This is a genomic window from Microbacterium sp. PAMC21962 (assembly GCF_019443465.1).
GTDB classification, from domain to species: Bacteria; Actinomycetota; Actinomycetes; order Actinomycetales; family Microbacteriaceae; genus Microbacterium; species Microbacterium hominis.
Genome location: NZ_CP080381.1, coordinates 2,558,016 through 2,583,092 on the forward strand (window position 1 = coordinate 2,558,016; position 25,077 = coordinate 2,583,092).

Annotated in this window: 22 protein-coding genes; 9 read left to right on the forward strand and 13 right to left on the reverse strand. The window is 71.6% G+C overall.

The genetic code is table 11. The features are described from left to right. The first annotated feature begins 29 nt into the window (after positions 1 to 29). On the forward strand, positions 30 to 1,214 hold the full coding sequence (locus tag KY498_RS12260; RefSeq protein WP_191009245.1) for an MFS transporter: 1,185 nt from the start codon (positions 30 to 32) through the stop codon (positions 1,212 to 1,214). Positions 1,215 to 1,475: 261 nt separating this feature from the next. Here the strand turns inward: KY498_RS12260 and KY498_RS12265 are convergent, their stop codons facing one another. The 4 genes from KY498_RS12265 to KY498_RS12280 all read right to left on the reverse strand — a co-directional run bounded on the left by KY498_RS12265 (position 1,476) and on the right by KY498_RS12280 (position 7,101). Further along, positions 1,476 to 2,156, reverse strand: coding sequence for a response regulator transcription factor (locus KY498_RS12265; RefSeq protein WP_191009244.1), 681 nt, complete (start codon positions 2,154 to 2,156; stop codon positions 1,476 to 1,478). Continuing rightward, positions 2,153 to 3,445 carry a sensor histidine kinase gene (locus KY498_RS12270; protein WP_060959623.1) on the reverse strand — a complete coding sequence of 431 codons (1,293 nt, stop codon included), beginning with the start codon at positions 3,443 to 3,445 and terminating at the stop codon, positions 2,153 to 2,155. Before KY498_RS12270 ends, KY498_RS12265 begins: the two co-directional genes overlap by 4 nt. Positions 3,446 to 3,543: 98 nt before the next feature. After that, a complete protein-coding gene (gene lanKC, locus KY498_RS12275) occupies positions 3,544 to 6,192 on the reverse strand; it encodes a class III lanthionine synthetase LanKC (RefSeq protein WP_191009243.1) in 2,649 nt (882 codons plus the stop codon). A gap of 258 nt (positions 6,193 to 6,450) precedes the next feature. Beyond that, positions 6,451 to 7,101: a GntR family transcriptional regulator gene (locus KY498_RS12280; protein ID WP_060959625.1), complete on the reverse strand. Its 651-nt coding sequence runs from the start codon at positions 7,099 to 7,101 to the stop codon at positions 6,451 to 6,453. A gap of 203 nt (positions 7,102 to 7,304) precedes the next feature. Between KY498_RS12280 and KY498_RS12285 the strand changes: the two genes are divergently transcribed. Continuing rightward, positions 7,305 to 7,511: a cold-shock protein gene (locus KY498_RS12285; RefSeq protein WP_028496198.1), complete on the forward strand. Its 207-nt coding sequence runs from the start codon at positions 7,305 to 7,307 to the stop codon at positions 7,509 to 7,511. A gap of 149 nt (positions 7,512 to 7,660) precedes the next feature. Here KY498_RS12285 and KY498_RS12290 read toward each other — a convergent pair whose 3' ends face one another. From KY498_RS12290 to KY498_RS12305, 4 genes are all read right to left on the reverse strand, one after another. Next, on the reverse strand, positions 7,661 to 8,356 hold the full coding sequence (locus KY498_RS12290) for an HAD hydrolase-like protein (protein WP_060959626.1): 696 nt from the start codon (positions 8,354 to 8,356) through the stop codon (positions 7,661 to 7,663). A gap of 64 nt (positions 8,357 to 8,420) precedes the next feature. Next, positions 8,421 to 9,113: an endonuclease NucS gene (gene nucS, locus KY498_RS12295; protein ID WP_101307077.1), complete on the reverse strand. Its 693-nt coding sequence runs from the start codon at positions 9,111 to 9,113 to the stop codon at positions 8,421 to 8,423. Between the two features lie 1,149 nt (positions 9,114 to 10,262). Beyond that, entirely contained in the window at positions 10,263 to 10,691 is a 429-nt protein-coding gene (locus tag KY498_RS12300) for a hypothetical protein (protein WP_191009242.1), read from the reverse strand. 83 nt (positions 10,692 to 10,774) lie between these two features. Next, positions 10,775 to 12,007, reverse strand: coding sequence for an MFS transporter (locus tag KY498_RS12305; protein ID WP_061782376.1), 1,233 nt, complete (start codon positions 12,005 to 12,007; stop codon positions 10,775 to 10,777). Between the two features lie 88 nt (positions 12,008 to 12,095). On the opposite strand from KY498_RS12305, the gene KY498_RS12310 reads away from it, so the two are divergent. From KY498_RS12310 to mnhG, 7 genes are read left to right on the forward strand one after another with little or no spacing between them, the layout of a single operon-like run. Further along, positions 12,096 to 13,145 (forward strand): LacI family DNA-binding transcriptional regulator, encoded by a 1,050-nt coding sequence (locus KY498_RS12310; protein ID WP_060959629.1) that lies wholly within the window; start codon positions 12,096 to 12,098, stop codon positions 13,143 to 13,145. Positions 13,146 to 13,201: 56 nt separating this feature from the next. Beyond that, positions 13,202 to 16,138 carry a Na+/H+ antiporter subunit A gene (locus KY498_RS12315; protein ID WP_061782377.1) on the forward strand — a complete coding sequence of 979 codons (2,937 nt, stop codon included), beginning with the start codon at positions 13,202 to 13,204 and terminating at the stop codon, positions 16,136 to 16,138. Further along, the gene (locus KY498_RS12320; RefSeq protein ID WP_061782378.1) at positions 16,135 to 16,692 is read left to right on the forward strand and encodes a Na(+)/H(+) antiporter subunit C; all 558 of its coding nucleotides are present in this window, start codon (positions 16,135 to 16,137) and stop codon (positions 16,690 to 16,692) included. Before KY498_RS12315 ends, KY498_RS12320 begins: the two co-directional genes overlap by 4 nt. Continuing rightward, positions 16,689 to 18,254, forward strand: coding sequence for a Na+/H+ antiporter subunit D (locus KY498_RS12325; RefSeq protein WP_060959632.1), 1,566 nt, complete (start codon positions 16,689 to 16,691; stop codon positions 18,252 to 18,254). The genes KY498_RS12320 and KY498_RS12325 overlap by 4 nt, the downstream gene beginning before the upstream one ends. Then, positions 18,251 to 18,832 carry a Na+/H+ antiporter subunit E gene (locus KY498_RS12330; RefSeq protein WP_060959633.1) on the forward strand — a complete coding sequence of 194 codons (582 nt, stop codon included), beginning with the start codon at positions 18,251 to 18,253 and terminating at the stop codon, positions 18,830 to 18,832. Before KY498_RS12325 ends, KY498_RS12330 begins: the two co-directional genes overlap by 4 nt. After that, entirely contained in the window at positions 18,829 to 19,098 is a 270-nt protein-coding gene (locus tag KY498_RS12335; RefSeq protein ID WP_060959634.1) for a monovalent cation/H+ antiporter complex subunit F, read from the forward strand. The genes KY498_RS12330 and KY498_RS12335 overlap by 4 nt, the downstream gene beginning before the upstream one ends. Next, positions 19,095 to 19,451: a monovalent cation/H(+) antiporter subunit G gene (gene mnhG / locus KY498_RS12340; RefSeq protein ID WP_060959635.1), complete on the forward strand. Its 357-nt coding sequence runs from the start codon at positions 19,095 to 19,097 to the stop codon at positions 19,449 to 19,451. Before KY498_RS12335 ends, mnhG begins: the two co-directional genes overlap by 4 nt. Positions 19,452 to 19,635: 184 nt before the next feature. Here the strand turns inward: mnhG and KY498_RS12345 are convergent, their stop codons facing one another. The 5 genes from KY498_RS12345 to KY498_RS12365 all read right to left on the reverse strand — a co-directional run bounded on the left by KY498_RS12345 (position 19,636) and on the right by KY498_RS12365 (position 25,061). Then, on the reverse strand, positions 19,636 to 21,081 hold the full coding sequence (locus KY498_RS12345; protein WP_191009241.1) for an NAD(P)/FAD-dependent oxidoreductase: 1,446 nt from the start codon (positions 21,079 to 21,081) through the stop codon (positions 19,636 to 19,638). After that, entirely contained in the window at positions 21,078 to 21,644 is a 567-nt protein-coding gene (locus tag KY498_RS12350) for an SRPBCC family protein (protein WP_191009240.1), read from the reverse strand. The genes KY498_RS12345 and KY498_RS12350 overlap by 4 nt, the downstream gene beginning before the upstream one ends. Positions 21,645 to 21,892: 248 nt before the next feature. After that, positions 21,893 to 23,746 (reverse strand): YhgE/Pip family protein, encoded by a 1,854-nt coding sequence (locus tag KY498_RS12355; protein ID WP_191009239.1) that lies wholly within the window; start codon positions 23,744 to 23,746, stop codon positions 21,893 to 21,895. Then, positions 23,743 to 24,438: a hypothetical protein gene (locus KY498_RS12360; protein ID WP_060959638.1), complete on the reverse strand. Its 696-nt coding sequence runs from the start codon at positions 24,436 to 24,438 to the stop codon at positions 23,743 to 23,745. The genes KY498_RS12355 and KY498_RS12360 overlap by 4 nt, the downstream gene beginning before the upstream one ends. Then, positions 24,438 to 25,061, reverse strand: a complete 624-nt coding sequence (locus KY498_RS12365; protein ID WP_101307071.1) for a TetR/AcrR family transcriptional regulator — start codon at positions 25,059 to 25,061, stop codon at positions 24,438 to 24,440. The genes KY498_RS12360 and KY498_RS12365 overlap by 1 nt, the downstream gene beginning before the upstream one ends. Between the last annotated feature and the right edge of the window lie 16 nt (positions 25,062 to 25,077).

The following is a 25,077-nucleotide window of genomic DNA, read 5'->3' on the forward strand; positions in this document are numbered from 1 at the left end:
ACCAATACGGTACATCATGTGAGGATGCGATGACGGAGACGATTGCGCCGGTGCCACGCCGGGCGTGGGTGATGCTGGCTCTCGGGGTCGCGGCGCAGGCGGCGGGAACGCTCCTGGTCTCGGCGCCCGCGTACCTGATCCCCCAGCTCCACTCCGTGGGCGGGATGTCGCTGGCCCAGGCGGGCCTGCTGGCGGCCGCACCGACGTTCGGCATGGTGTGCACCCTGGTGCTGTGGGGGCTGCTCGCCGACCGCCGCGGAGAGCGCGGGGTGATCGCGGGCGGACTCGCGCTCACGGGAGTCTTCGCCCTGGCGTGCGTGTTCGCCCAGGGATACGGGACACTCGGCATCCTCCTGGTCCTCGGCGGCGCGGCGTCGGCGAGCACCAACGCCGCCAGCGGGCGGGTGGTGATCGGGTGGTTCCCGAAGCATCGCAGAGGGCTGGCGATGGGCATCCGGCAGATGTCGCAGCCGCTCGGCGTCGCGGCCGCGGCGCTCGTCGTGCCGCCGCTCGCCGAGAGCCGTGGCCTCACCGCTCCCTTCGCCGTCGCGGGGCTCGTGGCCCTCGCGCTCGCCGCCCTGTGCGCGTGGGGCATCCGCAACCCTCCCCGGCCGGCTCCCGGTCCGGCGCGGGATGCCGCCGCGAACCCGTACCGCCGCGACGGCTTCCTCCTTCGCATCCACCTCGCGTCGGCCCTACTCGTCGTCCCGCAGTTCGCGCTGAGCACGTTCGGTCTCGTCTGGCTCATATCGGGACTCGGCTGGGAGGCGGTCGCGGCGGGGGCCGTGGTCGCGGGGGCGCAGTTCGTCGGTGCGGTCGGCCGCATCGGCGTCGGGCACCTCAGCGACCGTCTGGGCACCCGGGTGGGGCTGCTGCGCGGCGTGGCCGTCGCGGGCGTCGTCGCGATGGCGCTGCTCGCTCTCGCCGGGTGGGTGCACGCCGACGCGCTCGCCGCTGCACTCTACGTCGTCGCCTCCACGATCGCGGTCGCCGACAACGGGCTCGCGTACACGTCCGTCGCCGAAGCCGCCGGGGCCTCGTGGTCGGGGCGGGCTCTGGGCGTTCAGAACACCGGTCAGTTCCTCGCCGCATCCGCCGTCGCACCAGCCGTGGGGGCGCTGATCGCCCTCGTGGGCTACCCCGCTGCGTTCGCGATCGCCGGCTCCGCGCCGCTCATGGCGTTCGTCGCGATCCCTCGACGTGACGTCGGGTGAGGAAGCGTCGGAGCGCCGGGACCGCACTCTTGACGATACCAATACCAATTGGTATCATGTTCTCGGAAGCGAGAGTCACCGTCAGGGGCCTCGCCACTCGCAGACGGCGCCGCGGGGGCGGCGCAGCACCGGCACGTCCGGTGAGGGGTCGAAGGGCCCGGCCGGGAAGGGGGGAACCATGAGAGCCTCCGCCCTTCCCGGTTCCCTTCCCCGTTCTTTCCTCGGGTCTCTTCTCATCGACGCGACCGCGCGCGCCGCGACCTACGCCTCGTCCCGCTCCAGGCCGCGGCGCACCGCCCACAGCGCGAGCTGCGTCCGGTCGGCGACGCCGGTCTTGCGCATGGCGGACTGCAACTGCGACCGCACCGTGTGCGCCGAGACCTTCAGATGCGCCGCGATGTCCTCGTTGCTCGTCACCCCGCTCGCGAGGATCGAGACCACACGGCGCTCGGCGGGCGACAGCGACGAGGGGAGCGCGTCGCCCGACGCGGGACGCCCGCGGCGCACGAACTCCTTGAGGACGGGGGCCATCATCCGGGGCGAGACCACGGCCTCCCCACGCGCCGCCGCGCGGATCGCGTCGACGAGGTAGTGCGAGTCGTGCGTCTTGAGCAGGTAGCCCGCCGCGCCGGCATCCAGCGCGTCGCGCACGTATCCGTCGACGGCGAAGCTCGTCATCACCACGACGGCCGCCGGGTGCTCGGCATCCGGTGCGGTGAGCTGACGGGTCGCCTCGATGCCGTCGACGCCGGGCATCTGCAGGTCCATCAGGACCACGTCCGGCCGCTCGGTGCGCGCGGCGGTGAGCGCGTCGGCGCCGTTGGCCGCTTCCCCGACGACGAGGATGTCGGGGACGCTGTCGAGCTGCAGCCGCATGCCCAGTCGCACCGCTCGATTGTCGTCGGCGATGAGCACGCGGATGCGGGCGGGGGCCGCCGTCATCGTCGATCCCTCACGAGCGCCTCCTCGTTCAGCGGCACCCGCAGGTGCACACGCCACCCGCCTCCGGCGACGGGGCCCGCCGTGAGGGTGCCGCGCAGCAGGAGCGTCCTCTCGTGCATCGACGCCAACCCCCATCCGAGGCCGACGTCGGAGGCCGGCTTGACCCGTCCGCCGTCCGCGTCGTTCTCGATGACCATGTCGAGGAAGGCGTCGACGCGGATCCGGACCCGCACGGGCGCACCCGCGGCGTGCTTCGCGACGTTCGTCAGCGCCTCCTGGAGCGCGCGGTACGCGGTGCTGGAGACGACGACCGGAAGGTCGTCGAGGGAACCGACGACGTCCACCTCGACCGACATCCCGATCCGGTCCCAGTACTCGGCGAGCTCCCACGCGCGCCGCAGGTCGGCGGTCTTCGACGGCGGCTCGGCGCCGGTCGCGCGCAGATCGGAGAGCGCACCGGTGACGCTCGCGGCCGCGAACCTGCCTTCGTTCTTCACCGACGCCACCAGCTCCATCGCCCGCTGGGGCTGGGTGTCGACGAGGGTCGCCGCCGCCTCGGCGAGCGTGATGAGACCGGCGAGGTGCTGGCCGGCGACGTCGTGCAGCTCCTGCGCGATGCGTGCCCGCTCCGCGCGCTGCGCCTCTTCGATACGCCGATCGTGCTCCTGCTTCGCCAGGGCGGCCTCCTCGCTCGCGCGCTCCACGCGTCGCGCCTGCGTCCCCCACCACAGGCCCAGCGCCGCGACGGCGATCGCCGGCATCGTGAACCCCGCCGACTCGCGCAGCACGTACGCCTGCGCCTCGCCGACGCTGCGTCCCCAACTGAGCAGTGCGAGGAAGAGGGCGATCACGACCGCGGCGATCACCCCCGATGTCCACAGCACGGTGGCGAGGGCGCTGAGTCGGGTGGCGAGGAGGAAGAGGGCGGCCGAGATCACGAGGTACATGGCCGACAGCCACGACGGGATCTGCAGCCCGACGGCGATCAGCAGGTAGGTGGCCACCGTGATCAGCACCGCCTGGTGCGGCATCCGCTCGGCCCATACGAGGGCCACCGACTGCACGGCGCATCCGGCGACGATGACCGTCATCACCGCCCACTCCGGAAGCGGCAGCTCCCAGGACATGTAGCCCTCCATCAGGAGCGAGACCGGGTTGGAGAGCACCTGGATGAGCGTCGTGACGAACACCGTGACCGAGAAGAGCACCGCGGTGCGACGGGAGCCGAGGATGTCGTATCGCCGGGGCGTCAGCAGCGCCGACGCCCCGGCGGGATCGTGACTCGTCATGTCACGACAGTACGGGAGCGCTCTGTGCTCAGCAGACGCTGGAGAAGCTGCTGTTGCACGCACTGCTGACGTGACTGACGCCGACGGCACCATGACCGTCACCGTGTTCGCCCTCCAGCGCCTGCAGGGAGAGAAGGAACCCCATCCCTCTCACCTCCCTTCCCTCGTCGGGGATCACGCCGTGCGCGTGATCCGAACGGCCCGAGGAATCCGAGGGCCCCCGGGAGTGTCCCCACACCTTCTCCCGCCGCGGTGTGACTCGTGAGCGCGACGAGGACGCCCGCGGCTCCGGACGCGAGATCGCACGAGGCCCGCATCAGACCGTCACCCGCGAAGCGCACCTCGCCCGCGCCGGCTCCGCGCACGGTGTGCAGGTCGAGGGCGGCCACGTGCCGCTCGCGCGCTCGGCGGGCGTCGACCGACCCGAAACCGAGCCGCTCCGCCTCCGCGAGCACGTGGATGAGCCCTGCGCGGCCGTGGAGCAGGCCGGCCTGCACGCTGAACGGACCCGTCGCGGCGGCGAGGATGCCGTCGAGGGCGCGATGGTGCCGGTCCGCTCCCGGAGTCACGTCGAGGAACTGCGCGAGGACCAGCCCGATGCCCGCGGACCCGTAGCCGAGATAGGGGATGAGCCGCCAGCCCTCATTCACGTGCAGCCCGCCGTCCGGCGCCGCGGTGAGGGTGGCGAGGTCGACGTCGAGAGCGTGCGCGGCGAGGTCGAGGTGGGTGCGGTCTCCGTAGGTCTCGTACAGCCGGAGACCGAGGAGCGCCGTCCCGGTCGCGCCCGCGAACAGTCCGCCGCGGCTCGTCGCGACGCGGTCTCGATGCGGGGCGGCGTCGAGGCGGTCGCGCAGCAGCCGTCCCATCGCACTCGCCGCGACGCCCCACCGCGGGTGCTCGTCGGCATCGGCGAGCAAGGTCAGGGCGACGCCCGGGATGCCGGAGTACAGCGTCGCGTCGAGCTCGCGCCAGTCGCGGCGGACGATCTCGTCGAGGAGGTGGTCGGCGACGTCCGGCATGCCGACGGCGCGGCATCCCCACACTGCACCGGCCAGGCCGTTCATCAGTCCGATGGGCTCACGCGACAGATCGCCCGAGAGGGCGTCGCGGACCCAGTCGCGCTGCGCCTCGCTGAGCGCGACCCCGGCAGCGGCCAGCGCGGCCCCCACCCCGAGGGCGCCGAAGCCGAGCGCATACGGTGGCTCCTCGAACTGGCGGGGATCGCCGGGCCACAGCCGGTCGTCGCGGTCGGGGACGCCGTCGCGGGAGAGGGTGTGCGCGATCTCGTCCATCGTCGCCCGCGGCGCATCCGGTCGTGCGCGCCGCCGGCCGCGCCCACGCGTCGCGCGCTCGAGCACGCGGGCCCGGTCGGCCACCCACCGATCGTCGAGGTCGAAGTGCTCGCTCGCCGTGCGCAGCAGCTGGTGCGCCTTGTCGGCGTCCAACGGCAGCAGCGCGGTGAGGGGCAGGAACATGAACAGCTCGACGCACGCGAGCGCGTACTCGTCCCGCGCCCGCGGCGAGGGCGACCCGGGGGCGACGAAACCCGGTGCGCCCACCGGCGCACCGGCGCGTGCCGACACCGGAAGCGACATCTCGAAGTCGAGCAGAGACACGGCCCCGTCGTCGGTGACGAGCACGTTGCGCGGATGCAGGTCGCCGTGGGTCAGCCCGGAGGCGTGGAGTCGGCGCACCTGCCGCCGGAGCTCCGCGCCCACGCCGAGCGCCCACTCGCGATACGACGCGATGTCCGCGGGGGTGCTCGTGCGATCCGTCAGCGGGTTGCGCAACACCACGGCATCCATCAACGACGACCCGGCGACGTGCTCGAGCGCGAGGAAACGATGGCCGTGCGCGCGGAGCACCCCTACGGAACGCGGCGCCGAGACCGAGTCCGGGATGCGCGCGAGCGTGCGCTCCTCGTCGACGAGGCGGTCCACCGCGTCGCGGCCGTCGGGGGTCCATCCGCTGTGGGGCCGGGCCTCCTTCAGGACGACAGGCCGATCGTCGATCATCGCGGCGTAGACGCCGCCCGCGTTGGAGTGGTGCAGCGCGGCCGTGATCCGCGGGAACCCGGGCGGCGGCGTCATGTCGCCGAGGGCGTCGATCTCCTCCTGCAGGAACGCCGGCGGGCGCACCCAGTCGGGACAGCGGAAGGACGGCGCCCGCACGTCGGGCACGAGCTCGCCGGTGCGCAGATCGCGCAGCGCGGGCACCGAGCGGCCCTCGTGGACGACGGTCTGGGTGAGGAACGCGCCGTAGCGGACGAACAGCGGACCCTGCCGCCAGCGCACGTCGGAGAGGATGTAGGGCCCCGGGCATCCGCCGATGAGCGCATCGAGACCCTCGAGCGCCACGCGGAGGCGGTGATCGTCGGGCGGATAGACGGTGATGAACTTTCCCGCCGCGCCGCGATCCGCGTCCTTGGCGAGGCTGAAGCCGAGGTGCAGGCGGCTGCGCACGTGCTTGAAGGCGAGGAGATGATGGTGGCAGAAGGCCGCGACCGCATCGAGGGTCGCCGCGGCGGTGGCGGGCACGACGCTGACGTGGATCTTCCAGCCCTGGTCGGGAAGGCCCGCCGTGCGCGGCAGCCAGTGGGTCCAATGGTCGTCGTCGACGCGGGTCCACAGGGTCCAGTCCCGGGAGTCCGGCACCTCGAACCGTGCCGACGAGTCCGTGTCGCGTCGGCCGGGCTTGTCGTAGAACAACGCGTCCGCGCGGGCGAAGGCAGCATGTGCGGCGTCCACGGCGTCTCCTCGGGCGAAGTCCTGTATCGGCGAGCACATTGTGCGCGCCGTGGGTGGCGCTCTCCGCCCACGTCGACAGCCGGCGGCGGTGCCTCTGAGGGCCTCCCGGTGCCTCGGATCCGCGTGATCATGCGGATCCGAGGCCGCGCGCCTCGGCATCCCGCCGCCGAGACCCGTGGGCGTCTTTCATTCAAATGGATGATGCGACAGGCCGTCTCGCGACGTCTTGCGGATGCCGGCGAGTCGGTTCGGCCCGGATCAGGCGACGCCGTGCAGCTCCCGCAGGCTCTGCTCCGCCCCGGCGCCGTCGCGGGCGTGCATCTGTGCGCGCAGCCGCACGAAGAGGTCCACGCGTCGGACCGTGTCGGCGAGGAAGGGCTCCCACCCCCGCAGGTTGCGTTCGATGGCGAGCGCGGCTTCGCGCACGACGCCGATGAACACCGAGTTGTGCGTGGCGCGGGTCACCAGCTCGAACATCTCGGTGCACTTCGCGAAGAGGAGGGCGACGTCCTCCGCGCGGGCGCTGTCGACGACGGCATCCGCTGTCGCGACGATCACGGCCAGTTCCTCGTCCGTCGCGGCGCTGAGCGCGAGGCGGACGGCGTTGCCCATGAGGTAGGCCGTGAAGACCCCGGTCTCACGGCGCACGCGGTCGTCCGGGACGGAGACGCGGGTGTAGCGGCCGACGGCGACCTCCACGAGGCCGAATCGCTCGAGCCGCTGCAGCGCCTCCCGCACCGGGGTGCGGGAGATGCCCAACTGCGTCGCGATGTCGACGTCGCGCAGGCGCTCGCCGGGCGCGAGGGTGCCGTCGAGGATCGCCGCGCCGATGCGGGCGTAGACCTCATCGCTGAGGCTGACGCCGCTGGTCAGATCGCTGTGATCGATGGGCGAGAGTTTCGGGGACATCGCTGGGAAGAGTGTACGTCCGGCTGCGCCCGGAAACACCCCGAGGACCCCTGCGCCGGGGCGGCGGCGTTGCCACTTTCGGCGGAGTTCTTGCAACGTTTGTGTCACCTTGTCTCATCTGGTACTGCGCGCGAGGATGCCGACCGTTAGCGTGGACCCCGTCGGCGCAGTCGCGTCGTCGTCGCACGTCAGTAAGGCAGTTCATGAGCACCAGCGGTACCGTCAAGTGGTTCAACTCGGAGAAGGGCTTCGGGTTCATCGCTCCCGATGAGGGCGGCGCTGACGTCTTCGCCCACTACTCCGCCATCCAGTCGGGCGGTTACCGCTCGCTCGAGGAGAACCAGCGCGTCGAGTTCGAGATCGCCCAGGGCCCCAAGGGCCTGCAGGCGGAGAACATCCGCCCCCTGTGAGTTGAACGGCCCGCTTCCGAGCGGGCCGTTTTCACGTCGGCGTGAGCCGTCGCCCACCGTCACGGTGCGGCGGCGGCTCCTTCGGCGCGTGAGCCCGCCCCCGTGGTGACGGTTCTGCGTCGGGTCATCGATCGCCCACGCGGTCGACGTCAATCCGCGGGAGCGGATGCCGCGTCGTCGATGAGGAGGAGCGCGCGCAACTGCGCGGCGTCGTCGACGGCCGCCGCTGCGCCGTCCGCCTCGTGCGGCCAGCTGAATCCCCATCGCACGAAGATCACCGGCACTCCCTGTGCCGCACCGCCGTCGACATCGTGGTGCCGGTCGCCGATCAGGACGGGCCGGCTCGTGTCGGCTCCCGCGGCGCGCAGGCGCCGCAGTGCCTCGGCGACGATGTCCGACTTCGACGCGAGGGTCTTCTCATCGGGCGTCGATCCGGCCATCGCCTGCAGGTGCGGGGCTAGGTCGAAGTGCTCCATGAGGGCGACCACCTGCACCTCCGGCTTCGAGCTCGCCGTGGCCTGAGCGACGCCCGCGTCGTCCAGCTCGGCGATGATGTCGGCGACCCCGGGGTAGAGCCGCGCTCCGGTCGTGTAGCCGTCGGCCTTCCCGAGGGTGCGGTAGAAGGCGACCGCCTCGGTGGCCTCGGCGGGCGACATCCCCACGTTGGTCTGGAACGATTCGAACATCGGCGGACCGATCCAGTGGACGAGCTCCTCGCGCGTCGGCGCGGGCTTGCCGAAGTGCTCCAGCGCGGTGGTCAGACGACGCAGGATCCCATCGGAGGCGTCGACGAGAGTCCCGTCGACGTCCCACAGCACACAGGTCCACGGAGATCTCAACGCCATGCCCTCAGCCTAACGAGCGGGAGCGCCGACGCAGACCGCGGTCCCGCGGGCGCGGATGCCGGCGTCAGAACAGCCGCGGCGCGCCCGACTCGATGCCCTTCATGCCCTCGTAGTCGAGGGTCACGCAACGGATGCCGCGGTCGCCGGCGAGCGTCTTGGCCTGCGGCTTTATCTCCTGCGCCGCGAACACGCCCGCCACCGGTGCGAGGTGCGGGTCGCGGTTCAACAGGTCGAGGTAGCGGGTGAGCTGCTCCACGCCGTCGATGTCGCCGCGACGCTTCACCTCGACGGCGATCGTGCCGCCCGCGGGGTTGCGCAGCAGCAGGTCGACGGGTCCGATCGCCGTCGGGAACTCGCGACGCACGAGGGTGAGCCCGTCGCCGATGACCTCGACCTGCTCGGCCAGCAGACGCTGCAGGTCGGCCTCGACGCCGTCCTTCTGCAGTCCGGGGTCGACGCCCAGCTCGTGCGAGGAGTCGTGCAGCACCTCGTAGATGCGCACCAGCAGGGCGTCGCCGGTCTTCGCGTGCGTCACCCGCCAGTGCTCCTGCACGCCGGCGGCGATCGACTCGGCATCCGGCACCTCGACGGTGAGCGTGCAGGGCGGGCTCATCCAGTTGAGGGGGGCGTGTTGGATGTCTCGATGGAACGCGACCGTCCCGTCGGCCTTGATCATGATGAGACGCGTGGCGAGCGGAAGATGGGTGTTCAGCCGTCCGGAGTAGTCGACGGAGCAGCGGGCGATGATGAGACGCACCCGTCCAGTCTCGCAGTCTCCGGGGGGCGATCATCGCCGCGGTAGCACCGGGGCATCGCTGGGTGACCGTCAGAACGGTGGGGGAGACTCCCGCGGGGGGCGATCGTGATCGGGTGGTGAAGGACTCGTGACGAATCCCACGGTGTATCCGTCCCAGATCTCACCGCGTGCATCGCCTTCGGAGGGCCACTGCGTGCGTCCCGTGCAGGTCATATCGCGGCCACCGTCTCGTCCAGAGCCAAGTGTCTGAACGCCTGGGCCGAACACGGCAAGTGCGAGAGACGCCGCCAGATCCTGGAAGCCAACGGGTCCGAGCTGCTCAAGGTTGTAGCGACCCAACGCTTCCTCCCGTGCTTTGCGGCTTGACCCTACGCTACCGTCCACCCCCCATATCGATGGCTCTCAGGGGCACCCACGCAGCGACATACTCGGAGTGCGCTGCCGTCAGGGAGTCGACCTCTACGAGGCCACGCTTCAGCGTCGCCACGGCGTACGGCGGTTTCACTCATTTGTGGGATTCATCGCCTCAATGGCGACGGCTAACTTGAGCCTCATCGGGAGTTGGCCCCGTGTTCCGCGAAGCCATGAGTCGCGCAGAGACCCACCAACGCGACGGACGTTGCATTGAAGAAGGGATTAGCTATGCGCCTCAGTTTCGGCAAGCGAATCACCATAGGAGCAGCACTGGTCGCTCTCCTCGTCGGCTCAACCGCCGTCCCAGCATCCGCAACTTCGGGGACAGGGTTCGACAACACCGATCCGGCAGGCGGGCCCGACTACTGCGCAAGCGGCTCTTACCCCATCAAGACCTACAACCTGTACGCCAACGGGTCGGGGCCTCTCGTCGGGTACATGGAGGTCCGCTACTCGCCGAGTTGTCAGACGAACTGGGTACGCGTCTACAACAGCGGCACCTCGGATGCCTTAAGTAAGACGTACATCCGTCGTTACGCGCAAGGATCTCTGCCCGACTCGGGCGCCATCACAAGCAGCGACCTTTACCCCGGCGGCTGGGCGTACGGTTACCAGGTTTACGCTCCCGGGTCGACGTGTGTTCAGGTCCAGGGTGGACTCACGACCAGTGCATGGACTGCTTGGTCGCCCTACGTCACGCTCTGCTGACACGCAGGGTGGATGGCTCTGGCTATGTCATGATTCGTTCCGGCTGGGAGAGATATCCTCTCGGCCAGGCCCACCGGCGTCGACGATCACGCGGACATGACCGCGCGTGATCCTCCCCGACTCCCACGCCTGAAGTGTCGCCGCAAAGCCCTCGACGAGTTCGCGCGCCTCACCGATGCGCTGCTGCACCGTGCGGTCGGTCACCCGCAGCACCCCGCCGAGCTCCGCGGCGATCGAGCGCAGCACCATGTCGTGCTCGCGTACCGACCCGCGCAGGGTCGCGGTCTCCTGCTCTGCCAGCCGACCGGCGCGCGCGAGCACCCGCACCTCGGCCACCTGTGCCGCCGTCGCCGCACGAGCCACCGCGTCGGTCTCGTCGACGAGACCCGCCAGCGCGGCCACGAACCGGCCACCGCTGCCGGCCTCCATGACGCCCCCCGGCGCGACGTCCGTCATACCTCGATCGTCTCGCGACCCTCCGACATCCGTTCACTCATCCACGGCTCCCGGGAGGCGGCATCCGCCCTCGGACGCGCGAGTCAGTGGTGGCCGACGCCGACCTTCGAGCCGGCGATGGGCTTGGCCGCTCCGGAGGCGAAGCCGCTCATCGCGATGAGCGCCACGATGATCCAGAGGGTGTTCAGGATGCCGATCTGGTGGCTGACCCAGCCCAGGACGGGCGGCCCGCACAGGAAGGCGACGTAGCCGATCGTCGCCGCGGCCGACACCGACGCGGCGGCCTTGCGGGGGTCGTCCGCCGCCGCCGACATGCCGAGCGGGAAGCCGAGCGAGGCGCCGGCGCCCCACAGCGCGACACCCACGAAGGCAAGCGGGAGGTTGGGCGCGAGGATGAACACGATCAGGCCGAGGCCCGCCGCGATCGAGAGGGCGCGGAGGGTCCACACGCGTCCGATGCGGTCGACGAGCGGGCCGCCGGCGGCGCGGAAGACGGTCATCGACACGGAGAACACGGTGAGGAAGATCGCGCCGATCGCCTCCGACTCGCCGTGGCCGTCGACCACGGCGATGGTCAGCCAGTCGTTGGCGCTGCCTTCGGCGAAGGCCATGCCGAGGATGATGGCGCCGATGGCGTAGGTGCGCGGGTCGCGCCACACCTCCAGGGCCGCGTGCAACCGCGCGCCCCGCGACGGGGCCACGGCCTCGGAGTCGACGACAGCCAGCGCCTGCGCGGGGATCGCGCGCAACGCGTTGGCGGTCACGATCAGCCAGACCACGGCGACCGTGCCGAGGTGCCAGGAGGCCCCGACGCCCCACGCCGCCATCGCGACGCCGACGCCGGCCCCGGCGACCGTGCCGAGGCTGAAGAACGCGTGGAACAGCGGCATCAGCGTCCGCTCGAAGGCCTGCTCGACGGCGGCCGCTTCGACGTTCATCATGACGTCGGTCGCGCCGAAGCACAGCCCGAGGATGGCGAGGCCCGCGACGGCGACCGCGTAGGAGGAGAGCGCATCGACGCCGAGGGCGGCGAGGAAGAGGCCGACGGCGACGCCGACGATCGTGACCGACAGTCCTCGCTTGGCGCCCCACCGCACCACGATGACGTTCGCGGACATCACTCCCAGGAGCGAGCCCGCGCCCATCGCGAAGAGCAGGATGCCGACCTCGAAGTCGTCGATGCCCAGGTTCTGCTTGACGGCCGGCAGGCGCGACGCCCACGACGCGAACGTCACTCCGCTCAGGAGGAACAGGGTGAAGATCGCGGTGCGCCATCGGACGAGTCCGCGACGATCGAGCGTGGTTCTGGTGATCACACTTCACCTTAGCGAATCGATTCGACCCCCGCCGAAACGATTCGACGAATCGTTTCGGATCGCCTCTGACGCGAGTTACCATCGGGGAGTGACGAACCGCCGCGCCACCATCGCCGACGTCGCTCGGGTCGCGGGCGTGTCGCCGTCGACGGCGTCCGTCGTCTTCAGCGGCAAGACACCGGTCTCCGACACCACTCGGCTGCGCGTCATGGACGCGGCCGCCTCGCTCGGCTACACGGGTCCCGATCCGCGCGCGGCGTCGCTGCGACTGGGGCGCAGCGGCATCGTCGCCGTCGTGGTCGGCTCGTCGCTCAACTTCATGTTCGTCGACCCCGTGCAGCGGCTGCTCATGGACGGTCTGGCGGAGGCGGTCGCTCCGCTCGGCGCCGGCCTGCTGCTGCTGCGCCGAGACGCGGAGCTCGACATCGAGAACGCCCCCACCCTCACGACGGCATCGATCGACGCGGCCGTCCTGATCGGATGCGACGGGTCGCTGCGGGAGTCGTTGCCGATCGTGCTGGCGCGCGGCATCCCCGTGGTCGTGGTGGAGGGCGACGCGGGCGAGGGCATCCCGCGCATCGCCCTCGACAACCGCGAGGCGGAGCGCCGGGCGGCCGAGCACATCCGCGACCTCGGCCACACGCGTGTGGCGATCGTCACCCTTTGGCAGGATGCCGCGGGCACCGTCGGCTGGATCGCGCCCGACGCCGACATCACCGTCGACGTCACCCGCGATCGCCTGCAGGGCGCACGCGACGTCTTCCCCGACGCGCCCGCGCTCGCGACGGGGGGCAGCTCCATCGACGACGGGTTCGCGGCGGGACGGGTGCTCTTCGCCGACCCGCGGACGCGTCCCACGGCCGTGATCGCGCAGAGCGACCTGCTCGCCGCGGGCGTCATCCGCGCGGCCGAGGACGCGGGGCTGCGCGTTCCCGAAGACGTCAGCGTCACCGGTTTCGACGGGGTGCCCGTGGACGGCCTTGCCCCCTACGAGCTGACCACTCTCGTGCAGCCCGCCACCGACAAGGGCCGCGCCGCAGGCGCCGCGATCGCCGCCATGCTCGACGGGCGGGAGCCCGCATCCGTCGATCTGATCTCCACCTTCCGCCTCGGCAACACCACCGCGCGGGTCGGCTAGGCCCGCACGCCGGGTAGACTGGGAATCCGACCCCCGCGACCTGTCAGGAGGCCAGATTGCTCGTGCTCCTGGCTGCGTTCGCGGTCGTTCCGCTGTCGCTGCCATGGCTGTTCGGTCGCATCGGCCCACGGGCGTTCCTCGTCGCGGCGGTCCTGCCGGTCGTGGCCTTCGTCCACGCGCTGCTCATGACCCCCGAAGTCATCGCCGGTCGGGTGCCGACGGAATCGGTGTCGTGGATCCCGCAGCTCGGGATCGATCTGTCGATGCGGATGGACACGCTGGGCTGGCTCATGACGCTCATCGTCACCGGCGTCGGAGCCCTCGTGCTGATCTACTGCCGCTGGTACTTCGACGGCAAGAAGCAGGGCGTCGGCCTGTTCGCCGCCGTCCTCCTCGGCTTCGCCGGAGCGATGTACGGCCTCGTCCTGACCGACGACATCATCGTGCTCGTGATGCTCTGGGAGATCACCAGCATCCTGTCCTACCTCCTCATCGGCTTCTACCACGCGCGTGGCGCGAGCCGCCGTGCCGCGCTGCAGGCGCTGCTCGTGACGACGCTCGGCGGTCTCGTCATGTTCGTCGGCGCGGTCATGATGGCGGTGATCTACGGCACCAACAGCCTGGCCGCCATCGTCGGCGGCACCGCGACGCTCAGGCCCGGAAGCGAAGGTCTGCTGAACGTGGCGATCGTGCTGCTGCTGGTCGGCGCACTCAGCAAGTCGGCCATCTTCCCCTTCCACTTCTGGCTCCCGGGCGCCATGGCGGCGCCGACGCCGGTGAGCGCCTACCTGCACGCGGCCGCGATGGTGAAGGCGGGCATCTACCTCATCGCCCGCCTCGCTCCGGCCTTCGCGCACAGCGAGTTCTGGCGTCCGATCGTGATCAGCCTGGGCCTGTTCACGATGCTGCTCGGCGGCCTCCAGGCGTTGCGCGAGTCGGACCTCAAGCGCATCCTCGCGTTCGGCACCGTCAGCCAGCTGGGCATGCTCACCGTCGTCCTCGGCTACGGGGAGCGCAACTCGGCGCTCGCCGGTCTCGCGCTGCTGATCGGCCACGCGCTGTTCAAGTCGTCGCTGTTCCTGGTCGTGGGCGTGATCGACCGGCAGCTCTCCACGCGTGACATCGGCGAGTTGTCCGGAGTCGGCCGCCAGGCCCCGACGCTGGCCGTCTTCTCGATCATCGCGATCGCCTCGATGGTGGGACTGGCACCCACGGTCGGATTCGTGGCGAAGGAGGCCGTGCTGACCTCGCTGCTCGAAGGCGGGTCGCGCCCGGAAGCCCTCATCCCGCTCGTCGGGATCGTGCTCGGCTCGGTGCTGACGACGGCGTACGGCCTGCGGTTCGTGTGGGGCGCGTTCTGGACGAAGAAGGATGCCGCCGGCACGCCGCTGCCGGTCACGGTGTGGCCCGACCCGCCGATGGGATTCCTCGCCGCGCCGGTGCTGCTGTCGGCACTCACCGTCGTCGCGGGCTTCGCCGCGCCGCTGCTCGACGCCGCGTTCTCCGGCTACGCCGACACCCTTCCGGCCGCCGGCGGGGAGAACGGGTACCCGTACCACCTCGCGCTCTGGCACGGATGGGAGCCCGCGCTCTTCCTCTCGCTCGGCAGCATCGCCCTCGGTGCCGTGCTGTTCTGGCTGGCCCAGCGCACCGGACTCGTCCCGCGCCGCATCCTGCCCTTCACCGCGGCCGACGTCTACAACGCGTCCCTGCGCGTCATCGCGCGCCTGGCGGTGTGGACCACCACGTTCACCCAGCGCGGGTCGCTGCCGGTGTACGTGGGCACGATCTTCGTCGTGTTCGTCGCCGCCGAGGGCACCGCCCTGCTGGCGAGCCCGTCGTGGCAGATCTCGCTGGACGCGTGGCAGACCCCCATGCAGCTGGTCGTCGCGCCGATCATGATCATCGCCGGGATCTTCGCCGTCCGGGCACGCAAGCGCTACACCGGCGTCGTGCTCGTCTCGGCCACCGGGCTCGGCATGATCGCGCTGTTCGCCTCGAGCGGCGCACCCGACCTCGCCCTGACGCAGATCCTCGTCGAGACGGTCACCCTCGTGGCCTTCGCGCTGGTGCTGCGCCGCATCCCCGCCCGACTCGGCGAGCACAACGCGTCGGTGCTGCCGCTGGCGCGCGCGATCCTCGCGGTCGCCGTGGGGGCGACGATGGCCATGGTCGCGATGGTGGCCACCGGCGCCCGGGTGGCGACGCCCATCTCGGAGCGCTTCCCCGAGCTCGCCTACGAACTCGGCCACGGCAAGAACGTCGTCAACGTGGCGCTCGTCGACCTGCGCGGCTGGGACACCATGGGCGAGCTGTCCGTGCTCATCGTGGCGGCGACCGGCGTGGCATCCCTCGTGTTCGTCACGCACCGCTCGGATCTCATCTCGCGGTCGATCTCGGCGTTGCCCACGGGCGCGACGCGCACCCGGCGACCCCTCATCGAAACCGACGAGGGCCCCCGACCGCGCGCGAGCGCTCCCGGCAGCACACGGCAGACCTGGCTGGTCGGCGGGCAGAAGGTGCGCCCCGAGAACCGGTCGATCATGCTCGAGGTCATCGTCCGGATCCTCTTCCACACGATCATCGTCGTCTCGATCTATCTGCTCTTCGCCGGGCACAACCTCCCCGGCGGCGGGTTCGCGGGCGGCCTCGTCGCGGGCATGGCGCTGGTCATGCGCTACGTCGCCGGTGGCCGGTACGAGCTGGGCGCGGCCGCGCCGACCGACGCGGGACGGCTCCTCGGCGCCGGCATGACGCTGGCCGTCGCGTGCGCCGTCGTGCCGCTGCTGTTCGGTCTGCCGCCGCTGACCAGCTGGTTCTGGGAGACGGAGATCCCCGTCATCGGCCACATCGAGTTCGTCACCTCCACCCTCTTCGACATCGGTGTCTACCTGGTCGTCATCGGCCTCGTGCTCGACGTGCTGCGTTCGCTCGGCGGCGAGGTCGACCGCCAGACGCAGGAGCTGCGCGAGCGGGGGGTGACGGTCTCATGACGGTGTCCGCGGTGCTCGTCATCATCATGGCGGTGCTCTTCGCGTGCGGCGTGTACGCGATGCTGGAGCGCAGCCTCACCCGCGTGCTGATCGGGTTCCTGCTGCTCGGCAACGCGACCAACCTCTTCCTGCTCATCGTGATGGGCCGTCCCGGCGTCGCCTCCTTCTTCGGGTCGGGCGATGTCGAGGAGATGAGCGATCCGCTGCCGCAGGCGCTCACCCTGACGGCCATCGTCATCACCTTCGCCGTGTCGGCCTTCCTGCTGGCGCTCATCTACCGGTCGTGGCAGCTCGGCCAAGCCGACACCGTCGTCGACGACGAAGAGGACATCGCCGTGCGTGATCGCGGCACCGTCGAGGAAGACCAGATGGACGACGAGACCTCGATCGAGGACGAGGACGACGACGCGACGACCGACTTCATCGGCACCGACACGGCGCCGATCACCGTCCTGCACCACCGCGATCTCGACGGCATCCGCGACGACGCCCCCGTGGACCGCCCGCGCGGTGACGCGCGAGGTCGCCGCGACGAGGGGGGTGAGCCGCGGTGAACGCCCTCGTCCCGCTCCTGGTCGCCCTCCCCCTGCTCGGGGCCGGCATCGCGCTCGTCTTCGGTCGTCAGCGCCGCGTGCAGGTCGGCGTGTCCGTCGTCACCCTCACGCTCGTGCTGGCGATCGCCGCCGTGCTCCTGTACACCGTCGATTCGTCGGGGCAGGCGATCGCCGTGTCGGTGGGCGGCTGGCCGATCCCGTTCGGCATCGTGCTGTACGTCGACCGTCTCGCCGCGTTGCTCGTCGTCATCTCGAGCATCGTGCTGCTCGCGGTCCTCCTCTTCTCGGTCGGGCAGGGCGCCGCCGACGGCGACGACGACACCCCCGTCACGATCTTCCACCCCTCCTACCTGATCCTGTCGGCGGGCATCTTCAACGCGTTCATCGCGGGCGACCTGTTCAACCTCTACGTCGGTTTCGAGATCCTGCTCGTGGCCTCGTACGTGCTCATCACCCTCGGATCCACCGAGTCCCGCATCCGCGCCGGCGTCGTGTACATCGTGGTGTCGCTGGTGTCGTCGATCCTCTTCCTCGCCGCGATCGCCGCGATCTACGGCGCGCTGGGCACCGTCAACATCGCGCAGCTCGCCGAGCGCATGACCGAGCTGCCCGACTCGACGCAGCTCGTGCTGCACCTGATGCTGCTGCTCGCCTTCAGCATCAAGGCCGCGGTCTTCCCGCTGTCGTTCTGGCTTCCGGACTCGTACCCGACCGCTCCGGCCCCCGTCACCGCGGTGTTCGCGGGCCTGCTGACCAAGGTCGGCGTCTACGCGATGATCCGCACCGAGACGCAGATCTTCCGCGACAACGACGTCAACACCCTGCTGCTGATCGTCGCGCTCGCCACGATGATCGTGGGCGTGCTCGGCGCGTTGGCGCAGGCGGAGCTCAAGCGCATCCTGTCGTTCACCCTCGTCAGCCACGTCGGCTATCTGGTCTTCGGACTGGCCATCGCCACCCCGCTGGCCCTCGGCGCGACCATCTACTACATGGTCCACCACATCATCGTGCAGACCACCCTGTTCCTCGCGGTGGGACTGATCGAGCGGCGGGCCGGATCGACCTCGATCCTCAAGGTCAAGGGGCTGATGCGCGCCGCGCCGGTGATCGCCGTGCTCTACTTCATCCCGGCGATCAACCTGGGCGGTCTGCCGCCGTTCTCGGGGTTCATCGGCAAGCTCGCACTCTTCGACGCCGCCGCCGAGGTGGGAACGCCCCTGATGTACGTGCTGATCATCGGCGGCATCGTCACCTCGCTGCTCACGCTCTACACCCTCATGCGCGCCTGGAACCTCGCCTTCTGGCGCGAGGACGACGACCACACCGAGGAGACCGGCGTCGTCGACCGCATCTCCTACCTCGGCGATGCCCCGGCCGCCGACGACGAGGGCGCGCGACGCGTCATTCCGCGCATCATGACGGCGACGACCGCGGGAATGGTCGCCGTCACGGTCGCCCTCACGATCTTCGCGGGACCGCTGTACGCGCTGTGCGCGAGCATCGGCGACGCCCTCCTGACGCCGGTCACGCTCGTGCAGCTCGATGAAGGAGGCGGATCGTGAGCCCGTCCACCTCGGTCGCGTCCGCCGTGTGGCGCCAGCTCCCCTTCTTCGTCTGGCTCGTCGCCCTCTGGATGCTGCTGTGGGGACAGTTCACGGTGCTCGCCGCCGTCACGGGGCTGATCGTCGCGATCGTGGTCACCCGCGTCTTCCGCCTTCCCCCCGTGGAGCTCTCGGGCCGCGTCAACATCTGGTACGGGGCCGTGTTCGTCGTGATGTTCTTCCTGGCGCTGATCCGCGGCTCGCTGCTGGTCGCCTGGCAGACGCTGAACCCACGGCGCTACCCGGGCACGGCGGTCATCGCCGTGCCGCTGCGCACCGATGACGACCTGATCATGGCGCACGTCGGCGTGACCGCCTCGCTGATCCCGGGGTCGCTCATCGTCGACGTCGATCGTGACCGTCGCATCCTCTACCTGCACGTCATCGGCGTCTCGTCGGACCGCGACGTGGAGAACCAGCGCCGCGCGGTGCAGGGCTGGGAGTCGCGTATCGTCCGCGCCGTGGGGTCGCGCGCCCAGCTCGCCGCCATCCGCACCGCGGGTGCCCAGAGCCCGCGCGAAGGGGGTGCGGGCCGATGAACGTTCTGATCGTCGCCGTCTACGTCGTCTTCGCGATCGCCGGGCTCCTGACGCTGTGGCGGATCATCGTCGGGCCGTCGATCCTCGACCGCGCCGTGGCATCCGACGTGCTGCTGACCCTGGTGATGTGCGCGCTCGGCGCCGACATGGTCATCAACCATCACACCCGCTCGCTGCCGGCGCTGCTCATCATCGCGGCGGTGGGCGTGTTCGGCTCGATCGCGGTGGCCCGTTTCGTCGCGCGGAGGGACAACACCGACCGATGAACGAGATCCTCGACACCGCCGCCCTCGTGCTCGTGCTGATCGGCGGGCTGCTCTGCATCACCGCCGCGATCGGGCTCCTGCGCTTCCACGACGTGCCCACCCGGCTGCACGCCGCCACCAAGCCCCAGGTGCTGGGTCTCATCCTCATCTGCCTCGCGATCGCGTTGTCGCTGCGGTCGTGGCCCGTCATCGCCTTCCTCGTGCCCATCGTGATGATGCAGCTGGCGACCGCGCCGTTGTCGGCGCACATGGTCGGCCGTCAGGCCTACCGCAACGGCACGATCGACGAGCGCTCGCTGTACGTCGACGAGCTCGACGCCGCCCGCCGGACGCCCCCCGGCGCCGGCGGCTGAGCACCCGCCGACGGCGCGCACCCTCCTCCACAACCCGGGGGATCGGAGATCTCCGATCCGCGCCTGTGGACGGACGACGCGGCGGCCTCCCGACGCGTCACACTCGAAGGGTCGGGAGCCGGGCGCGGAACTGGGGGGTGACCGGCCCGGCCCCGACATCCTCCCCGCCCGCGCGCCCGCGCGGTCAGGGGGCGAGGGACGGTGTCCGCGCGATGCCGAACTCGTGGCGCAGCACGCTGCGGGCAGCGAACCATCCCGACTGGCCGTGGACGCCCGGGCCCGGCACGGTGGAGGCTCCGCAGAGGTACACGCCGGGCAGCGGCGTCCGCCACGGGTCCACGCTCAGGACGGGGCGGGCCAGCAGTTGCGGGAGCGTCGCGACGCCGGCGGCGATGTCGCCGCCCACGTAGTTGGGGTTGTCGAGAGCGAGCTCGGCGGCGGTCGTGCCGCGCGTGGCGAGGATGACGTCGCGGAACCCGGGGGCCACCTCTTCGATCGCGCGAGTGACGGCCTCCGTCTGATCCACCGTCGAACCCGTCGGGACGTGGGTGTACGCCCAGAGCGCGTGCTGCCCGGCCGGGGCGCGGGTGGAGTCGAACACCGACGGCTGCGCCACGAGCACGTACGGGGATGCCGCGTGCCGCCCCGCCAGCACCTCCCGCTCGCCCGCGGCGATGCGCTCGCGCGTGCCGCCGATGTGCACGGTGCCGGCGCGCGCGATGCGCTCGTCGGCCCAGGGGACGGGCCCCGACAGCGCGAACTGCACCTTCGCCGACCCGCTGCCGTACCGGAAGCGCTCCAGACGGCTCCGGTAGCCGGCCGGCATCCGGTGCCCGGCGAGTCGGATCAGCGCGCGCGGGGTCACGTCGAGCACGATCGCCGCCGCGGTGAGCTCGTCGAGCGAGGTCACCTCGTGATCGGTGACGATCTCACCGCCGTGCGCGCGGAGATCGTCCGCGAGCGCATCGGAGATCGCCTGGGAGCCGCCGACCGGAAGGGGCCATCCGGCGGCATGCGCATGCGCCTGCAGGGCGAGACCCGCGGCCGCCGCGACCGGACTGGGCTGCGGGGCGATCGCGTGCGCCGCGACGCCCGTCATCATCGCCGGTGCCACCCGCTCCGCGAAGCCCGCATTCCAGAGGGGGCTGCCCTGCTGCAGCGCCCGCATCCCGAACCGCGCGGCGACGACGGGATGCGGCGGCACGCGCAGCAGCGGTGATCCCGTGAACCGCGCGACTTCGCGTGCGCGGGCGGCGAGCGGGCCGAGGAGCCGTCGATACGCGGCGCCGTCGCGTCCGAGCTCCGCCACCGTCCGGTCGAGGTCGCGGTAGGCGATCCCGGACCCCCCGTCCGCCGCGCCGAGCGGGTGGGCGAACGAGATCTCCGGGGTGACGAACGGGATGCGCCGGGCGAGGCCGAACGCGCGGAAGAAGGGGGATGCCACCGCCAGCGGATGCACCGCCGAGCACGTGTCGTGCCGGAAACCGGGGGCGACGGTCTCCGCCGTGCGGGCACCGCCGCCCCACCGCGGCATCCGCTCGAACACCCGCACCGAGAGTCCGGCGCGCGCGAGCGTGACCGCCGCGGCGAGGCCGTTGGGTCCCGAGCCGACCACCTCGACGTCGGTCACGCCACTCCCGCCGCCGCGTCGTGCGCATCCGTCGCCTCGGCGGCGTCGGCCACGGCATCCGCATCGGGGGTGCCGCCGGCCGGGTCGGGCACGGCAGGTCGCGCGGAGGTCTGCGCGGCGTCGCGTTCGCGACGGCGGCCCTCCGACAGGTAGCGCAGCCTCCGGATCGTCTCCTCGTTGCGCAGGTGCAGCAACGGCGCCCACAGGAACCGGGGAAGGCGTCCCGCGCCGCCGACCGGCTCTTCCGCCAGACGCACGACGCAGCCCTCCCCGCGGGGCCGCACCTCGATGACCACGACGGCGCGGCCGAACAGGCCCGCCTTGGCCCGTAGGCGCAGGCGCCGCGGGGGCGACCACTCGACGATCTGCGTGTCGTCGTCGACCAGCACGGGCCACGCGCCCAGGGAGTGGTGGATGTGGGCGCCCTCCGCGGGCCACTCCGGGTCGACGGCGCGCATGCGCGAGGCGCCCACCACCCAGGCCGGATACACCCAGCCGTCGCCCAGCACGGCGAACACGTCGTCGGGGGTGCAGTCGAACAGTCGGACACTGGCGGTCGCCATGGGGTCTCCTCCGGGTCCCTTCCGATCGTAGGCGGGAACGCCGCGGGGCGAGGGGCCTTGACAGGCCGTCTCGCCGCGCCGCGCGGCCGGGGCTGTGGGTGGGGGTCCGGTGTTCCGTATTCAGTCTCCCGGCCGGTGCCGCCGGGCACGACCCCCGGAGTTCCGGGGTTCCGGGAGGGACGCGCCCCCATCCAGACTGAAGACGGCAGCGGACGCCCGGCCGCCCGACCGGCGCGGCGCGGGCGGGGCTAGCCGATGAGGCTCGGCTGCAGGTCGCGCAGCGTCCGGCGGTGCGTCATGCGGGTGACGCCCACCGCCGACAGCGCGAGCGCCCCGCCGAGCCACAGCAGCAGCACGCCGATGTCGGTGCTCACCCGGGCGAGGTCGCCGCCGTACATCAGCTGGCGCATGGCGTCGACGACGTAGCCCATCGGCAGGATGTGGTGCAGTGTGGCGAGCGGCGCCGGAAGCGTCTGCCATGGGAACGTGCCGCCCGCGGTCACCAGCTGGAGCACCATCATCACCAGACCCACGAACTGGCCGACCGACCCGAGCCACACGTTCAGCGCGAGGATGATGGCCGCGTAGGTGAACGACGCCAGCATCAGGATGCCGAGGGTGCCGAGCGGGTTGGCGAAACGGAAGCCGAGGGTGAACGACAGCACCGCGAACAGGGCGACCATGCCGACGCTGCCCAGCAGCGCCGGCGTCAGCCAGCCGGCGATCGTCACGCGGATCGGGGAGCGCAGCGCCGTCACGGCGCGGCGCGAGATCGGCTTCACGATGAGGAAGAGCGCGTAGATCCCGATCCATCCGGCCAGCGCCGCGAAGAACGGCGCGAGGCCCGCGCCGTAGTCGCCGGCCGAGGTCTGCGCGCTCGAGTCGACGGCCACCGGGTCGGAGATCACCTTGGCCTGGGCGTCGCGGGTCGCGGCATCCGTGTCGGGAATGGCCTGCACGCCCGAGGCGAGCCCGTCGCGCAGCTGCGCCGCACCCGAGGCCACCTGACCGGCGCCCGACGAGAGCGTCGCCGCTCCCGTCGCCGCCTGGTTCGCCCCGTCGGTGAGCGCCCCGGCGCCCGACGCCACCTGGGCGGCTCCGGACGAGACCTGGGCGGCACCGGAAGCCACCTGTGCCGCGCCGGCGGCGAGGCGGTCGACCTGCGCGACCGCCGACTGGAGGCGCGCGTTGCCGGTGCGCGCGGCATCCCCGACGGGATCGAGCGAGGCGAGGACGCGGTCGATGGTCGCCTGGTCGACGCCCTGCTGGGCCAAGAGCGCGGCGATGTCGGCGCGCGCCTGCGGCAGGCTGTCCACGACGTCCTGCCCCGCGGCGGCGGCCCGGTCGGCGTACCCGTCGAGGGTCGCCGTCCCGTCGGCGACCTGGGCGGCACCGTCGGCCACCTGGGCCGCTCCGTCGGCGACCTGGGTGGCGCCGCCCGTGAGCGTCGCGGCACCGGTCGCCAGGGTCGCGGTGCCCTGCGCCAGCGTCGTGCTGCCGTCCGCGACCTGCTGAGCGCCGTCGGTGAGGGTCGTCGCGCCGTCGGTGGCCTGGACGAGCTGCGCGCGGATGTCGCTGAGCCCCGTGAGCAGACGCGAGGCGGCCTCCTGCCCGACGAGCTCCGCGACCGACCGGCGGATCTTCTCCACGGCCTGCGTGCCGATGGTCGAGGCGAGGTAGTTGTTGGCGTCGTTGGTCTGCAAACCGATCGTCGCCTGCCGCGGGGCCGATCCCCCGGAGGAGACCAGCGCGGCGGAGAAGTCGGAGGGGATCGTCACGATGAAGTCGACCGTGCCGTCGTGGAGGGCGGTCGCGGCATCCGCCTCGCTCAACGCGCGCCAGTCGAACGCGTGACCGTCGATGAGCTGCTGCGAGACCTGACTGCCGTACTGGGCCGCGTCGGCGCCGCTGCCCGACCCCTCGTCGAGGTCGACGAGCGCGACCGGAACCTCGGAGAAGTGGCCGTACGGGTCCTGGTTGGCCCACAGGTAGAGGCCGCCGTAGAGCACGGGCACGAGCATGAGGGCGACGAGCGCGAGCACCGACATCCGCGTCGCCGTCAGGCGCCGCAGCTCGGCAGCGATCATGGCGGGGATCTTCATCGGTGGCCTCCGGCGAGGGGGGTAGTGGGGCGCAGGCGCACGCGACTGGGCTTGAGGACGCGGGCGCTCGACGGATGCTGAGAGGGGGATGCCGAGGCATCGGACAGGACGGCGGCTGCCGCTTCGCCCGCGATGACCAGCACCGCGAAGCCGCGGTCGGCGAACTCCTCGGCGAGCTCCCACCACTGGGCGGGGTCGCCGCCGTGGCGGTCGGGGGAGACGAGGACCAGGCCGTCCACGCCGGGACGCGCCGAGGCCAGCTCGAGCAGGATGCGCAGACGGTGCGCGGGGGCGAGATCGGCGATCGGCAGACGCGAGGACGAGCGCAGATCGTGCTCGTCGAGCCACCGCCGTGCCGAGAGCGGGTCGGAGGCGAGACCGGCGAACATCAGCTCCTCCGCGACGACACCCGCCACCGCGATGTTGGGCGCCGGCTCGCTGACATCGGGGGCGTCGATCAGGGCGACCCGGCGACGCAGCGCGTTGTGGGCACGGCGGTCGTCCGCGTCGTCGAGGGAGACGGTGCCGGCATCCGGTCGCATGCGGCCCGAGGCGATGAGCCCGAGCACGGTGGGACGCTGTTCGGTCTCGGCGACGGCGAGGGTGGCGCGGCCGCTGCGGTAGGTGAGGCTCGTCGCGCCGAGGGCCTCGCCGCGCCGCCCCTTCTGGACCTCGTCGAGGTGCACGCGCATCAGTTCGCCTCCAGCACGTCGGGGTGGGCGTTGAGCAGCGCCTCGGACTCGCGCCACGACAGGCCCGCGATGCTCAGCACGGCGCGGACGGCCAGCGAGGCGGCGATGGGCGACGATGCGTCGATGCGGCTGACGGCGGCGCGCGCCGTCTCCTCGATGAGGCGGGCCAGGGTCGGTGCGGCCATGTCGGCCCGGAGGCTCTCGTCGTCCTGCCCGGCGCGGACGACGGCGACGAGAGCGCGTCGCAGCGGCGCGAGGGCGGTGGCCGTCTGCTCGAGGTGCGTCTCGTCGAGCGCGAGGGCGGCGGCGACCTGCACGTGGGAGGCCTCGGCCCACAGGGCCGCGGTCAGGCGGGCGAGGGCGAGCGGCGGATGCGGTTCGTCGAGGGAGGAGGCGATGGCGTTGAAGCGCTGGGCGCCGGCGGAGATGAGCTCGGTGAGCAGCGCCTGACGGTCGTCGAAGTGCCCGTACAGGGCGCGCCGGGACAAACCCGCGGCGCGGGCGATCTGGTCGATCGAGGCGGAGGGGTCGACCGCGAGGGTGGTCGCTGCGGCGCGCAGGATGCCGGCGCGATTGGCGGCGGCATCCTTGCGGGGCCGACGGAGGGGTGCGGTGGTCGTCACCGGGTCAGTGTATTAA